This is a genomic window from Pseudomonas sp. WPR_5_2 (assembly GCF_003634475.1).
Lineage (GTDB): Bacteria > Pseudomonadota > Gammaproteobacteria > Pseudomonadales > Pseudomonadaceae > Aquipseudomonas > Aquipseudomonas izuensis.
The window spans coordinates 618,438-633,202 of the sequence record NZ_RBLA01000001.1 but is presented as its reverse complement, the minus strand read 5'-3'; the positions used below and the strand labels follow the sequence as shown (position 1 = coordinate 633,202).

10 protein-coding genes are annotated in these 14,765 nt (G+C 61.6%); all 10 read right to left on the bottom strand.

Annotation, left to right across the window (positions count from 1 at the left end; all coding sequences use genetic code 11):
• Window positions 1–182: 182 nt before the first annotated feature.
• Window positions 183–2,339: a glycogen debranching protein GlgX gene (gene glgX, locus BJ917_RS02780; RefSeq protein ID WP_096511169.1), complete on the bottom strand. Its 2,157-nt coding sequence runs from the start codon at window positions 2,337–2,339 to the stop codon at window positions 183–185.
• A gap of 208 nt (window positions 2,340–2,547) precedes the next feature.
• The gene (locus BJ917_RS02775; protein ID WP_096511171.1) at window positions 2,548–2,862 is read right to left on the bottom strand and encodes a DUF2934 domain-containing protein; all 315 of its coding nucleotides are present in this window, start codon (window positions 2,860–2,862) and stop codon (window positions 2,548–2,550) included.
• Between the two features lie 21 nt (window positions 2,863–2,883).
• Window positions 2,884–5,658, bottom strand: a complete 2,775-nt coding sequence (locus BJ917_RS02770) for a malto-oligosyltrehalose synthase (protein ID WP_121101686.1) — start codon at window positions 5,656–5,658, stop codon at window positions 2,884–2,886.
• On the bottom strand, window positions 5,655–7,733 hold the full coding sequence (gene malQ, locus BJ917_RS02765; RefSeq protein WP_121101683.1) for a 4-alpha-glucanotransferase: 2,079 nt from the start codon (window positions 7,731–7,733) through the stop codon (window positions 5,655–5,657). The genes BJ917_RS02770 and malQ overlap by 4 nt, the downstream gene beginning before the upstream one ends.
• Window positions 7,730–9,526, bottom strand: a complete 1,797-nt coding sequence (gene treZ / locus BJ917_RS02760; RefSeq protein ID WP_121101680.1) for a malto-oligosyltrehalose trehalohydrolase — start codon at window positions 9,524–9,526, stop codon at window positions 7,730–7,732. Before treZ ends, malQ begins: the two co-directional genes overlap by 4 nt.
• A 12-nt stretch (window positions 9,527–9,538) precedes the next feature.
• Window positions 9,539–11,125: a glycogen synthase GlgA gene (gene glgA / locus BJ917_RS02755; protein ID WP_121101677.1), complete on the bottom strand. Its 1,587-nt coding sequence runs from the start codon at window positions 11,123–11,125 to the stop codon at window positions 9,539–9,541.
• Window positions 11,126–11,704: 579 nt separating this feature from the next.
• Complete coding sequence (locus BJ917_RS02750) at window positions 11,705–12,658, bottom strand: D-2-hydroxyacid dehydrogenase family protein (protein ID WP_121101674.1); 954 nt, start codon at window positions 12,656–12,658, stop codon at window positions 11,705–11,707.
• Between the two features lie 10 nt (window positions 12,659–12,668).
• Window positions 12,669–13,709 carry an alpha/beta fold hydrolase gene (locus BJ917_RS02745; RefSeq protein WP_121101671.1) on the bottom strand — a complete coding sequence of 347 codons (1,041 nt, stop codon included), beginning with the start codon at window positions 13,707–13,709 and terminating at the stop codon, window positions 12,669–12,671.
• A gap of 83 nt (window positions 13,710–13,792) precedes the next feature.
• Complete coding sequence (locus BJ917_RS02740) at window positions 13,793–14,227, bottom strand: YqaA family protein (RefSeq protein WP_121103087.1); 435 nt, start codon at window positions 14,225–14,227, stop codon at window positions 13,793–13,795.
• A complete protein-coding gene (locus BJ917_RS02735; protein WP_121101668.1) occupies window positions 14,227–14,673 on the bottom strand; it encodes a DUF411 domain-containing protein in 447 nt (148 codons plus the stop codon). Before BJ917_RS02735 ends, BJ917_RS02740 begins: the two co-directional genes overlap by 1 nt.
• Between the last annotated feature and the right edge of the window lie 92 nt (window positions 14,674–14,765).

Below are 14,765 nucleotides of genomic sequence, written 5' to 3'. Positions count from 1 at the left end.
AGTATTGCTCATGTAATGCTATTCGTCGCCTCGATGTTCCAGGCGGTACATTTTTTTTTCGTACTCCTCTGTAGGAGCGAGCTAGCTCGCGATGGGCGTCAACGATGACGCGGGTTGTCTGAATGCCAGTGGTGTCCAGGCGTTTTTCGCGAGCAGGCTCGCTCCTACAGGGGGGGCGCTGCTCACTCTTCTTCCTCATGTTGCAGTTCGAACAACAGCAGCGAACGACCGGTGACCGAATACTCGTGGCCGAACTCGAAACGCTCCTGGCCGCGAATCGACGGTTGGTTGGTATCGATCATGCAGGTCCAGAACCCGCCATCGGGTACTTCCGGCAGCACGAAGTTGACGACGTCGTGGTAGGCGTTGACCACCAGCAACAGGGTGGCGTCGGCACCCTTGCGGCGAATGCCGGTTTCCTGGGCGCGGCCGTCGAGCAGCATGCCCAGGCAGCGATTGTGCGCATCGTGCCAATGCTCGGTGGTCATCTCGCTGCCATCGGCGGCCAGCCAGGTGACGTCCTTGACGCCGATGTCCTCGTTGTAATTGCCCACCAGAAAACGCCCGCGGCGCAGGATCGGGTAGGCCAGGCGCAATTTGATCAGGCGTTTGACGAACTTGAGCAGGGCCTTGCCGTCTTCGCTGAGGTCCCAGTTGACCCAGCCGATCTCGCTGTCCTGGCAATAGGCATTGTTGTTGCCATCCTGGGTGCGGGCGAATTCATCGCCGGCCACCAGCATCGGCGTGCCCTGTGCCAGCAGCAAGGTGGCGAAGAAGTTGCGCATCTGGCGATGACGCAATGCATTGATTTCGGGATCGTCGGTAGGGCCTTCGACGCCGTGATTCCATGACAGATTGTTGTTGCTGCCATCCTGGTTGTTTTCGTCGTTGGCTTCGTTGTGCTTGTCGTTGTACGACACCAGATCGTTGAGGGTGAAACCGTCATGGGCGGTGACGAAGTTCACCGAAGAATAGGGCCGACGACCACGCTGATTGAACATCTCGCCGGATGCGGTCATGCGACTGGCGAAGTCCGCCAGTTGCCCGTCGTCGCCTTTCCAGAAGGCGCGCACGGTGTCACGGAACTTGTCGTTCCATTCCACCCAGCCCGGTGGAAAGTGGCCGACCTGATAGCCGCCGGGGCCACAGTCCCAGGCTTCGGCAATCAGCTTGACCTGACGCAACACCGGGTCCTGGCGGCAGGCCACCAGGAAGCTGTGACGCTCATCGAAGCCATCGTGATAACGCCCCAGGATGGTCGCCAGATCGAAGCGGAACCCGTCCACATGCATTTCCGAGGCCCAGTAGCGCAGAGAGTCAGTGACCATTTGCAGCACGCACGGGTGGCTCAGGTCCAGGGTGTTGCCGGTGCCGGAGTCGTTGATGTAGAAGCGCTTGTCATCGGGCTTCAAGCGATAGTACGAGACGTTGTCGATGCCGCGCATGGACAGGGTAGGGCCCTGTTCGTTGCCCTCGGCGGTGTGGTTGTAGACCACGTCGAGGATCACTTCCAGATTGGCCTCGTGCAGGTGCGCGACCATTTCCTTGAACTCGGCGATCTTGCCGCTGGCCAGGTAGCGCGGGTCTGGCGCAAAGAACGCGATGCTGTTGTAGCCCCAGTAATTGGTCATGCCCTTGTGCAGCAGGTGCTGGTCATTGACGAACGCATGGATCGGCAGCAACTCGACAGTGGACACACCGAGCTTGCGGATGTGTTCGAGCATGTCGTCGACCATCAACCCGGCGAAGGTGCCGCGCAGGTTCTCGGGGACGCCTGGGTGACGCATGCTGATGCCGCGCACGTGGGTTTCATAAATGATCGTCTTGTCCCACGGCACGCTGACCCGGTGGTCGTGGCCCCAGGTGTGCGCCGGGTCGATCACCTTGCATTTGGGCACAAAGGGCGCGCTGTCGCGTTCATCGAAACTGAGGTCGGCGTCGGGGTGGCCGATGGTGTAGCCGAACAACGCTTCGGACCATTTCAACTTGCCCACCAGTTGCTTGGCGTAGGGGTCGATCAGCAATTTGTTGTGATTGAATCGGTGGCCGTTGGCCGGGTCATACGGGCCATACACACGGTAGCCGTAGATCAACCCCGGATGGGCGTCGGGCAAGTAGCCGTGGAAGATTTCGTCGGTGTACTCCGGCAGCTCGATGCGTTCGAGTTCCACTTCGCCGGCGTCGTCGAAAATGCACAGTTCCACACGGGTGGCGTTGGCGGAAAACAGGGCGAAATTGACCCCCAGACCGTCCCAGGTCGCACCCAATGGAAAGGGTAGACCCTCACGAATTCTCGACGGCTCTTGAGGGGCTGGCGTGTCTTTCTTTGGGCGGGTCATAAGTGCTCCTGCAAAGGGGGGGGGCAACTGCCGGGTCAATGTGGGAGCGAGCCTGCTCGCGATGACGGTTCCACATCCAACACTTGCGTTGCCTGACAGGCCGCTATCGCGAGCAGGCTCGCTCCCACAAGGGGGGTAGGCCTGGCGAGCGTGCCCGCGGTGGCGAGAAGACTCGCCACACAGTTGTTCAGCTCAGTCGGGCAATGCGTCAGACGGCAGGCGGTTTGCGCACAGCCCGAGGCTTTTTCTCGGTGGCCTTCTCGCCCGGCGGAATCACCTTGGAGGCAGCGGCAGGTTTCGCCTTGGCCTTGGTTTTTGGCTCGCCACCCTTACCATTGAGCGCCGTTTTGCTGGCTGGTGTCTTGCTGGCCGCCGCTTTCGGTGCCTTTTTCGGCGCCAGCGCTTCGGCTTCCGCCAGTTTGCAGGCCATCTCCCAGTGCCGGGCTTCCTGACCCTCGGGCTTACCTTCGGACTCCCAGATCTGATAGGCAAACTCGCGGATGCGTTTATCGTCGGTACTCATCGCATTGCTCCTGAACTGAACTCAAGTGTGGGTAGTTTGGATAAAGAGATTGACCGGGAAGTCCCCCAGCGCGGCGCTGACCATCAGCTCCCTGTGTTTTGTGACTGCGACGCTTGAAAAAAGTCCCTTGAGATTTTCCCCGGCGGTAGCAAACGGCAAATGGACCCGCGTATCGCCCCACAGCAGCGCACTTACCTGCGGGACGGCACTGTTTTCCAGCAGCGATGCACAGCGAATCGGCACGATCACGATGGCCCGTTGGCCCTCATGTTCCCGAACAAATCCCAGCACGCGATGCGCCTGGTCGCCGAGGATGTCGAGGGGCTGATAAGTGCCCCGTCGAAACAGCTCCGGATGCGCTGAACGCAGGTTCAACGTGCGCGCGATCAAGGCCTGCTTGATGCGTCCGTCCCGCCAGTGCGCCAACAGATCAGACGCCTCCATCGATTCGTGCAAGGCCTGCTGGCGGCTGGGGTAATCCACTGGCCGACGGTTGTCCGGATCGACCAGGGAAAAGTCCCAGAAGTCATTGCCCTGATAGAGGTCCGGCACCCCCGGCACGGTCATGCGCAGCAAGGTTTGCGCCAAGCCGTTGAGCGCGCCGGGGACGGCGATGACCTGCGCGGCCTTGCCCAAGGCCGAGCGCAGCAATTCGCCCTCCGGCGTCAGCAACAGGCCTTGGACAAATGCCTGGGTCGCTTGCTCGTAGGCGTCATTTGGCGCACTCCAGCTACTCTGCAACTTGGCTTCGCGCAGGGCTTTGCGCTGCCACTGCCAGAGGCGTCCGGCGTAGTCCTCCAGCGCCGGTTGATCGTCGCTGCGCAAACCCGGCGGCCAACTGCCGAGGATGGCTTGATACAAAATCAACTCATCGCCAGCCGACGGTGATGAGTCATCGTTGCGCAGGGGGCGGGCGAGGGCGCGCCACAGGCCGATCTGGTCGGCATACCAGGCACTGCGCTCACTCAACACCGCCAGGCGCGCGCGGGTGTCTTCGCCGCGTTTGTGATCATGGGTCGCGGTGGCCAGCAGGTTGTCAGGGAACTCGGCCAGTCGCCGGCCGCACGCGGCATGAAAGTCAGCCACTGGCGCGCTGAACTGTTCGGTGTCGAAGCCGACGTCATTGCGCGAAAGCAACACGGCCGAACGATAGAGCGCGGTGTCTTCCACCGCTTTTGCCGCCGCCGGTGAGGTCAATTGCTGAAAGCGCACGCAGGCATGCTTGAGCCGCTTGCGCGCGCGTCCCACCGGGCGTTTGCGCCAGGGCTCGCCGCCAAGCCAACCGGCCAGGCAATCGAGCACCGGCCAGTCCGCTTCGCCGAGGGTGTGCCGGGCACTGTCCAGGGCCTGTCGGAAAAATACCTCGTCCTGTTCCGAACGCCCGAGTGGACTGATGTAGGTGCGGTACACCGGAAAATGCATGATCAGCGCCTGCAATGCCCGACGGATTGCACCGAGGGTCAGGTCGCGGGTCATCAGGTCATCCCGGGCCACTTGCAGCAGGGCCTGGGCGACACTTTCGAAATCCCCGGCCAGGGAACCGTTGAGAATCTGTTGGCGCGCCAGCTGCGCTTCCTGGGCAAAATCGGCCGGGCGTTCGCTGTAACGGTGCCAGAGTTCGCCCAGGCTCTGTGCGCCCTGGGGGGCGTGTTGCAGCAGCGACAACTGGTTCATGAATTCGTAGCCGGTGGTGCCGTCCACCGACCAGTCGCGATGCAGGGTTTCGCCTTCGCCGAGGATCTTCTCGACATAGATCGGCAGATGCCGGCCCGGTACCAGGCGATCGACCCGCCGCCGCAGTTTTCGGCAGTAACCCCTCGGGTCGGCCAGTCCATCGATGTGGTCGATGCGCAGTCCGTCGACCAGGCCTTCGGCCAGCAGCTGGAAGATTTTCGCATGGGTCGCCTCAAACACGGCGGGACGTTCTACGCGCAGCCCACCCAGTTCGTTGACATCGAAAAAGCGCCGCCAGTTGATGTCGTCCGCGGCGGTGCGCCAACTCGCGAGCCGATAGCTCTGGCGTTCCAGCAAATTGTGCAGCCGTTGGAAGCCTTCCGGGGTAAAGGCGTCGTAACTTTTCAGGTTGTTGTCGATGACCTGGCGTATGGCCGGATCGCGGACCAGTTCGCCCAATTCTTCTTTCAATGGCATCGCCAGGCTATGGGCGTCCGTCTGATAGCTCAATGTGCTGAAGCGGTCTGCCAGCGATTTGAGCGGCTCGGTGTCGGCCTTCAGCAGTTCGCCGTAATGGCTGGGGCAAATCGGAAAGTGATGATCGTAATGCGCGACATGAAACGCCCCGCGCGAGGCATCGAAACACAGGGGCAGGGTGCCGTCCTGCAGCGCAATGCCGTAGTCGCTGCCGAGGAATGGCAGCAGCAACTGGCCTTCCATCAACGGATCGGGCGAGTGCCACTGAATATCGAAGAATTCGCCGTAGGGGCTCAGACGCCCCCATTCCAGCAAGTCCAGCCACCAGGGGTTATCGCTACCGCCGACGGCCATGTGATTGGAGACGATATCGAGGATCAACCCCATGTGCTGGCCACGCAACGCGCTGACCAGTCTATGCAGCGCCGCCTCGCCGCCAAGCTCCGGGTTGACGGTGGTCGGGTCCACCACGTCGTAGCCGTGCATGGAGCCGGCACGCGCGCTGAGCAGCGGCGAGGCATACAGGTGGCTGATGCCGAGGCGGGCGAAGTACGGCACCAGCGGCACCGCATCATCGAGGGTGAAACCTTTATGAAATTGCAGGCGCAGGGTGGCCCGTAGTGGCTGTATTTGCACCGATGTCATTGGTCGCGCTCGGCCGCCTGCAGTCGCGCGCAGGCGAGCAGTTCCAGGCGGCGTGCGGCATCGGGGTCATCGAGCAGGGCTTCGCTATAGCCCGGCAAGCGTCGCGACCAATTGGGGTGGGAATCGATGGTGCCGGGCAGATTGGCCTGTTGTTCGATGCCCAGGGCATCCTCCAGCGGCAGCAACACCAGTGGCGCACGGGTATGGCCGAGGAAACGCACACTGGCGTCAAGCACCTGATCGGTCTCATGGGACTCTTCGCGAAAGTTCTGCGGGTCCTGGCTCAATGTGCGGCGCAGGCCCTCGCGCTCCCGCTCACGGTGGTGGCGCCATTCGATTTCAGCGTGTGCATCGATCAGCCCCAGGCGGGCGTTCCAGTCGATGTCACGGCCATGCCACCAGCCATTGAGGGTCGGCAAATCGTGGGTGCTGGTGGTCGCCAGGGCATTGTCCGGCCAGTCGAGGATGGGCTTGAAGTGGGTATTGTCCTGTTCGAACAGCAATACCCGCATGCCCAGCATGGAGCGGGCGATGAGTTTTTCCCGCAGACCGTCCGGCACAGTCCCGAGGTCTTCGCCAAGGACGATGGCCTGGTGGCGATGGGATTCAAGGGTCAACAGGCGCAACAGGTCGTCCACCGGGTAATAGAGGTAGGCACCGTCGGCAGGCGGCGCACCATTGGGGATCACCCACAAGCGTTGCAGCCCCATGACGTGATCGATGCGCAGGCCCCCGGCGTGGGCGAAGTTGGCGCGCAGCATTTCGATGAAGGCACGAAAACCGTTGCGCACCAGGCCTTCCGGGGAAAACGCGGAAATCCCCCAACCTTGCCCCGTACGGTTGAGAATGTCGGGTGGCGCGCCGACGGTGAGGGAGGCGAGCAGTTCATCCTGACGGCTCCAGGCCTGACTGCCGCCGCCATCGGCACCGACGGCCAGGTCGGTGATCAGGCCAATGCCCATGCCGCTGCTTCGGGCGGCGGCTTGCGCGCGTTCCAGGCACCGGGTGATCAGCCACTGGCAGAACGCGAAGTAGCCGATGCGGCCGGCATTCTCCTCAGCGAATTCGGCCAGCGCAGTGCTGCGCGGGTTGCGCCATGGCTCGGGCCAGTGCCGCCAGTCGAGACTTTCTCCGTTGGCGGCACGGGCTTCTTGAATGGCTTCGAAGCGACAATGGTTTTCCAGCGCTTCTCCCCCGGCATGGCGGAAGCTGCTGAAGTCAGCGTGCAACGGGTGTTCACCCTGCACGAAGCCTTCATACAGCGCCTCCAGCAGTCGATGCTTGGCTTCGGCGGCGGCCGGCCACTCGATCAGGGACAGATTTTCCAGATGCCTGAGTTCGTCAGCCAGGCCGGTGGCATCGATGGCGGTGCGCAGCGCACGCTCCCCAAGGATTGCGCCCGGCGCGCAGTACAGACTGTTGAGAAACAAACGGCTGGATGGCGAATAAGGGCTGTAGCGTTGAGTGTCGCTGGCGAACATGGCATGCAGCGGGCTGATCGCCAGCGCTTCGGCGCCACGTTCACCCGCCACCCGGGCCAGGTCTTCCAGGGCCTGGGTATCGCCGAACCCGCCATCGCCGTTGCGACGCAAGGCGTATAGCTGAACGCTCAGGCCCCAGGTGCGCGGGGTCGGGTTTTCCACGGCATCGCCCACGCTGTAACAACGCTCAGGTGCCACGGCCAGGGTAAAGGTTTGTCCGTCGATGCTGACCTGCTGGTAACCGACCGGAATCAGTCCCGGTAGCGTCGCCTCGGCGTCCAGTTTGAGGGTGAGCCGAGAGCCGTCTTCAAGGTGAACCTCGCACGGCGTTTGCGGCGCGAAGTAATGGGCCAGGTTGAGGCCGACGCCGACGTCGGCAGTGAGCAAAGGCGGCAAGTGCCGGGTCTGTTGCACCTGCTGCAATTCGAGCAGGCTGGCGTCGATCTCCTGCGCGCTGCCGGCCGGGTGGCCGAGCCCGGTCAGGACATTGCGCAACACCGAAGGGGCGACCCTTTGCGGGCGACCGTTGGCGTCGATCCAGTCGACGGCCAGACCGGCGCGGCTGGCCAGAATTTCAAGTTGCGCATCGCTCATTGACGCTCTCCATCCGGGGGTGGCAAAGGGGCCGCGGGCTTGAGGGTGACCAGCGCGCAATAGGGGGCAAGGGTGCCCTGATCCAGCAGGCCTTTGGCCTGTGGAGGATGCTCGAACAACACCTGGGCATCGGCCTGTGGGGTGTGGACCACGGGCTGGTGGCTGAGGTTCAGGTCAATGCGCAACAGGCTGCCATCGCCCAGCAACCAGCGAGCCGATACCGCGCCGTCGGCCAATACCTCGGCACCCAAGGCCTGGGCGCCGGGCAGGCGCGCAATGATGTGTCGATGGCGTATTTGCAGCAGTTGTCGATACAGCTCGTGGGTGGCCGAAGCGCCGGCAACGTTCAGTGCTGGCCGGGACGCTTCGAAAGTCTGTGGTGCATTCGGGTCGGGGATTTGTTCACGCCGATGCGGATCGGCAAATGCACTGAACGCGGCAAACTCGTTACGCCGCCCTTCACGAACCAATCGTGCCAACTCGCCGTGATGGCTGGTGAAAAACAGGAACGGCTGTTCGGCGGCACACTCGTCACCCATGAACATCAACGGAATCATCGGCGACAGTAACAACAATGCGGTGGCGGCTTTCAAGGCCTCAGGATGCGCCAGTTGATGCAGGCGCTCGCCAAAGGCGCGGTTGCCGATTTGATCGTGGTTTTGCAAAAACAGAATGAAGGCGCTGGGCGGCAAGTGCCCGCTGGGCTCGCCGCGTGGTTTGCCATGGCGGTTGATGTGGCCTTGAAACACAAATCCCTGGTTCAGGCAGCGCGCCAGTTGTTCGGTGGGGTTTTGCGCGTAATCGGCGTAATAGGCGTCTATTTCGCCGGTCAACAGCACGTGGAGGGCGTTATGGCCATCGTCATTCCACTGCGCGTCGTAGCCTTGCTGCAACAGGCTGGCCTGGTTGTGTTCGTTTTCCAGCATCAGCCACACGTGACGCGGTGGATCGACCTGCTGGCGCACCCGTTGCGCCAGTTCCTGGAGGAAATCCGGGTCATCGATGGCATGCACCGCGTCCAGGCGCAAGCCGTCGAAACGGTACTCCAGTAACCACATCAAGGCATTTTCGATGAAAAAGTCCCGCACTTCGCGACGGCGGAAATCAATGGCCGCGCCCCAGGGCGTGTGTTTGTCTGCATTGAAAAAGCCCTTGGCGTAGCGATGCAGGTAATTGCCGTCCGGGCCGAAGTGGTTGTAGACCACGTCGAGAATCACCGCCAGGCCGTGGCCATGGGCGGTATCGATCAGGTGCTTGAGCTGTTCCGGCGAGCCATAGGACGCCTGGGGCGCGTAGGGCAGCACCCCGTCGTAACCCCAGTTGCGTTCGCCGGGGAATTGCGCCACGGGCATCAGTTCGATCGCCGTGATACCCAGTTCGACGAGGCGCGCCAGATGCTGCTCGATGGCTTGAAACCCGCCGAGCGCACCGACGTGCAATTCGTAAATCACCGCCTCGTTCCACGGACGGCCCAGCCACGCGCTGTGTTGCCACCGATAGGCATGGGGATCGACCACCACACTGTGCTGGTGAATGTCCCCGGCCTGGGCGCGGGAGGCCGGGTCGGGTACTTCCAGTTCGCCGTCGATGTTGAAGCGGTAACCCGTGCCCGCCGGGCAACGGGTATTGATCACGAACCAGCCGTCAGCCTGTGGCAGCAACGGCAAGGACTGTCCATTTTCCAGTTCGACACTGACGTAGAACGCATCTGGCGCCCACAACGCAAATTGCGTGTGTTCAGCGTCCAGCATGATTGCGCCGTGGGGCCAGGTCTCGAGGGTCCGTAACGGCATCCTGAAAGCCTCTTACTGTTTGTTCGATTTCCCCAGTGCCTTGGCCACCAGCTGTTCGTAGAGTTCGGCGTAGGGTTCGACCGCCTTGCACCAGTTGAAAGGCGCCGCCATGGCCCGGCAGCGCATGGCGTGCAGCAGGTCGGGGAAGGCGAAGACCTTGAACGCGCGGCTCAGGGCTTCCTGATAACTTTCGACCGTGGATTCGTCGAACAGGAAACCGGTCACGCCGTTTTCGATGGTGTCGGCCAGCCCGCCGGTATTGCGCGCCACCGGCAACGAACCGAACCGCTGGGCGTACATCTGGCTCAGGCCGCACGGCTCGTAACGCGAAGGCATCAGCAGGAAATCGCTGCCGGCGAACATACGGCGGGCGTCGGTTTCATTGAAGCCGATGCGCACACCGATCTGGCCGGGGAAGCGCAGGGCCAGTTCGCGCATGGCTTGTTCTTCTTCCGGCTCGCCACGGCCGATGATCGCGATCTGCCCGCCGGATTTGACGATGTATTCGGAAACCGCTTCGGTCAGGTCCAGGCCTTTCTGGTAGACCAGGCGCGAGACCACGGCAAACAGCGGGCCTTCGCTAGCTTCCAGGCCGAACAACTGGCGCACATGGGCGGCGTTGACGGCCTTGCCTTCCCAGTCGCCGATGCTGAACGGGCGGAACAGGTGCGTATCGGTAGCAGCGTCCCAGCTTTCATCGATGCCGTTGGGAATGCCACTGAGCAAACCTTGCTGGGTCTTGGCGGCCAGGAAGCCATCCAGGCCACAGCCGAAGGCCGGGGTGGTGATCTCCTGGGCGTAGGTCGCGCTGACGGTGGTGATGTGGCTCGAATAGGCCATGCCGGCCTTGAGGAACGACATCTTGCCGTAGAACTCCATACCTTCCTGTTGCAGCGCGTGATGGGGGATGCCCAATTCAGGGCACGACCCCAGGCTGGTCACACCCTGATACGCCAGGTTATGAATGGTGAACAGGGTCGGGGTGCGCTGCCCGCGCCAGTGCATGTAGGCGGGTGCCAGGCCGGCGGGCCAGTCATGGGCGTGCACCAGGTCCGGGCACCAGTGAATCTGTGCCAGGTTGGCGGCGATATCGGCGGCCGCCAGGCCCAGGCGAGCGAAGCGAATATGGTTGTCCGGCCAGTCGCGGCCGTTGTTGGCACCGTAGGGTGAACCTTCACGCTCGTAGAGTTCGGGGCAGATCAACACGTAAATGACCAGGCCATCGGGCATGTCCATGCGCCCGATCTTGCAGGGTGGCAGAGCGGCATGGCCGCCCAGCTCACCGATGATGTGAATCGGGTTTTCGCTGTGCAGTACCTGCGGGTAACCGGGGATCAATACCCGCACATCGTGCAGGTGCGTCATGGCCCGTGGCAGGGCGGCGGAAACGTCACCCAGGCCGCCGGTTTTCACCAGATCGGCAATTTCCGACGTGACGAACAATACTTTCTTGCGGTTGGGATTCTGCCTGGCCACCGGGGCCAGCGTTTTGGTGCCGGGAACGCTGATCGTCTGGGCAGTGGGAGCACTCACGGCGCTCGATTCGCCGACATGCTGATGAGCACGTTCTCCCTGAACATCTAAAGCCGCACTGATCATATGAATCTCCCGTGTTGTTGATCTAATTCTTAGGTCTGGCAAACGGTATTTCATTGGCCCATTCCCGGGGCCGGGCGCAAAAGCGCTGCACATCGGTAGCAAACGCTGCCCAATGCGCTGAAGCAGAATGGGTGGAGTAGCCATTGCAAGGATTGCACCAGTCGCAACGCACCTACCTTTCAGTCGACCGATCACCGGAGATAAAAGTTTCGACTTTTTTTCCACTTTGTGACCGGCCGGTTTCGCCCCGCGAAAATGAGCCTAGACCAGAACTTAGAGCGGTAAAGCCTGAATGGCAAAATTGTTCGACAATCGGTTTAAAGCGGTACGGACGTGCCGGATTGCGAGGCAAACGCACCGACGAAGGGCAGGTTTTTTTGCGAAATTGGCTGAAAATGAAGCAGAAATGTCACATCAGTGTGCGTGGGTGAACAGTTGGCTTGCACCATTGCGGTGCATTGTTTTGGTTGTGATGTCGGTTCGGGCCTCTTCGCGAGCAGGCTCGCTCCCACAGGGATCTCTTAACACTGAAGATCCTATGTGGGAGCGAGCCTGCTCGCGAAGAACGATAACGCGGTATCAGTTCAATAACCGAATCGGTGCGCCCGCAGACCACGCCCGGATATCCTCGATCATCTGTGAAAAGAACAAATGATAGTTCTGCTGACTCACATACCCCACATGCGGCGTAGCCAGCACATTCTCCAGGGTCCTGAACGGATGATGGGCCGGCAACGGCTCGACATCGAACACATCCAGTGCCGCACCCGCCAGGCGTCGTTTCTGCAAGGCCTTGATCAGCGCCGCCTCATCGACAATCGGCCCCCGCGCCGTGTTGACCAATAGCGCGGTGGGCTTCATCCAGCCCAGTGCCTCGGCGTCGACCAGCCCACGGGAGCGGTCGCTGAGCACCAGATGCACCGACAACACATCGGCCTGCTCGAACAGTTCCTGCTTGCTGACATAAGTCACGCCGACTTGCGCAGCCCGCTCAGCCGTGAGGTTTTCACTCCAGGCGATTACGCGCATACCGAATACCTGGCCGAATTGCGCGACACGCTGGCCTATGCTGCCCAGCCCGAGGATCGCCAGGGTCTTGCCATGCAAATCGCCACCCAGGCCTTGTTGCCATTTGCCGGCGCGTAAAGCGTTGGCTTCGGCCACGAGATTACGGGTCGCGGCCATGATCAACGCCCAGGTCAGTTCCGGGGCCGCGTGTTTGTAGCTGTCGGTGCCGCACACCTGAATGCCCAGTGCCGCAGCGGCCTTGAAATCGAGGGCGGCGTTGCGCATGCCGCCGGTCACCAGCAATTTGAGTTTCGGCAAGCGCCGCAGCAGGTCTTCATCGAACCGGGTGCGCTCACGCATCACGCAGATCACCTCAAACTCACCCAGACGTTCTGCCAGCGACGCGTTGTCGGCCGGGTAGTCGTGGATGAAGTTCACCTGGCCAATACCTTCCAGCAGCGACCAATCGACCACGTTTCGGGCCACATCCTGCCAATCGTCAATCACTGCAATCTGCACCGCCATCAGCCTTACCTCATTCATGCACGGGGTTGGTTTGGTTCAGCCAGCCAAGCAACGCCTGGTGAAACTGCGCCGGTTCTTCCATCTGCGGCGCGTGGCCCATGCCGGGGAATTCGACCAGCGTTGATTGGGGAATCAGTTTTGCCACTTGCTTGCCCAGGACATCGTAATGGCCGATTTTCGCCTTGACCTCGGGCGAGGCGATATCACTGCCGATGGCGGTGGTATCGGACGTACCGATCAGCAACAGCGTCGGCATCTTCAGGTTCTGGAATTCGTAGTACACCGGCTGGGTGAAGATCATGTCGTAGATCAATGCCGAATTCCACGCGACTTGTGTACGCCCCGGGCCTTTGTTCAGGCCGGCGAGCATGTCCACCCAGCGATCGAACTCAGGCTTCCAGCGGCCGCCGTAATAGGTGTTGCGCTCGTAGGTACGGATGCCGTCGGCGGTAAGCTTCAGTTCGCGTTCGTACCATTGATCGACCGTGCGATAAGGCACGCCGAGGGCTTTCCAGTCTTCCAGGCCGATCGGGTTGACCAGCGCCAGTTGATCGACTTGTTCGGGGTATTGCAGGGCATAGCGGGTAGCGAGCATGCCGCCGGTGGAGTGGCCCAGGAGGGTGGCTTTCTGGATGCCGAGCGCCTTGAGCAATTGTTGGGTGTTGGCCGCAAGTTGCTGGAAGCTGTACTGATAGTTGTCAGGTTTGCTCGAAGTACAGAAACCGATTTGGTCCGGGGCGATGACCCGGTACCCGGCATCGCTCAGGACCTTGATCGAAGTGTCCCAGGTCGCGCCGCAAAAATTCTTGCCATGCATCAACACCACGCTGCGTCCGTTGGCCTTGCCATGGGCGGCGACGTCCATGTAACCCATTTGCAGGGATTTGCCCTGGGACTCGAAGGCGAAATGCTTGACCGTGTAAGGGTATTCGAAACCTTGCAGCTCAGGGCCATATTCCGGGGCGAGGGACTGGGCTTGGGCATGAGCGATGACAGGCAGGGCGGCGGTCAGCAGCAGGCCGGGCAGCCAGCGGGTGAGGAGGAATGGCACGGGTGAACTCCATTGGAAATCCGCCGATGCTGGATCGGCACGATTAGGGCGACATTAAACAGGCAATCGCCACGCCGGTTGGTTCAACCCATCCAGCCCAGGGTGGCCAGTGCCAGCACGCCATACCGGGCGCCTTTGGCCAGGGTCACGATCAGCAGGAAGCGCCCCAGCGGCTCGCGCATCACGCCGGCGACCAGGGTCAGCGGATCGCCGATCACCGGTAGCCAACTGAGCAGCAGCGACCAGTGGCCGTAACGTTGATACCGGGTTCGGGCTTTTTCCAGGTGGGCAGGGCTGACCGGAAACCAGCGCCGGTCACGGTAGCGTTCGAGGGTGCGTCCCAGCCACCAGTTCACTAATGAACCGAGGACATTGCCCAGCGTCGCCACGGCCAGCAGCGACCACAGCCAATACGTGTCGCTGAGCAGCAGTCCCACGAGCACGGCTTCGGATTGCAGGGGCAACAGCGTCGCGGCACCGAAGGCTGCCAGGAACAGACCGAGGTAGGCACCGAAAATCAATGGGCGGGGTAGTCCGCCACGACCACATCCGTGCCGTCCTTTTTCAGGCCGATCACTTGATACGCATCGCTCATGCCGTCCATTTCCATGCCGGGCGAGCCCATGGGCATGCCGGGGGCGGCCACGCCCAACAGATCATCGCGTTTGCTCAGGGCCAGCACCTGGTCGGCCGGCACGTGGCCTTCGACGAATTTGCCGTTGATCAGCCCCGTATGGCAGGAAGCCAGGCGTGGTGGCACGCCATGTTGTCGCTTGAATTCGCTCATGTTGGCTTCGACATGATCCTCGACCTTGAAACCGTTGGCTTGCAGATGGCTGATCCATTTTTTGCAGCAGCCGCAATTGGCGTCGCGGTGGACTTCGATGGGAATCAGGTCGGCGGCCTGGGCCAGGGAGGAAATGAACAGGGCGCTCAAGGCGATCAGACGCAGGTGGGTTCGCATGTCGGAATGTGTCTCGGATTGCGGGCGAAAAAACGCATTCTGACCGGTTTTTCCGACCAGGCATTCAAGGTTTGTTTCGAATTGCTACAAGC

Excerpts from the sequence above, each read along its gene's own strand:
- glgX (WP_096511169.1), bottom strand. The coding sequence starts at position 2,339 with ATGACCCGCCCAAAGAAAGACACGCCAGCCCCTCAAGAGCCGTCGAGA.
- BJ917_RS02775 (WP_096511171.1), bottom strand. The coding sequence starts at position 2,862 with ATGAGTACCGACGATAAACGCATCCGCGAGTTTGCCTATCAGATCTGG.
- BJ917_RS02770 (WP_121101686.1), bottom strand. The coding sequence starts at position 5,658 with ATGACATCGGTGCAAATACAGCCACTACGGGCCACCCTGCGCCTGCAA.
- malQ (WP_121101683.1), bottom strand. The coding sequence starts at position 7,733 with ATGAGCGATGCGCAACTTGAAATTCTGGCCAGCCGCGCCGGTCTGGCC.
- treZ (WP_121101680.1), bottom strand. The coding sequence starts at position 9,526 with ATGCCGTTACGGACCCTCGAGACCTGGCCCCACGGCGCAATCATGCTG.
- glgA (WP_121101677.1), bottom strand. The coding sequence starts at position 11,125 with ATGATCAGTGCGGCTTTAGATGTTCAGGGAGAACGTGCTCATCAGCAT.
- BJ917_RS02750 (WP_121101674.1), bottom strand. The coding sequence starts at position 12,658 with ATGGCGGTGCAGATTGCAGTGATTGACGATTGGCAGGATGTGGCCCGA.
- BJ917_RS02735 (WP_121101668.1), bottom strand. The coding sequence starts at position 14,673 with ATGCGAACCCACCTGCGTCTGATCGCCTTGAGCGCCCTGTTCATTTCC.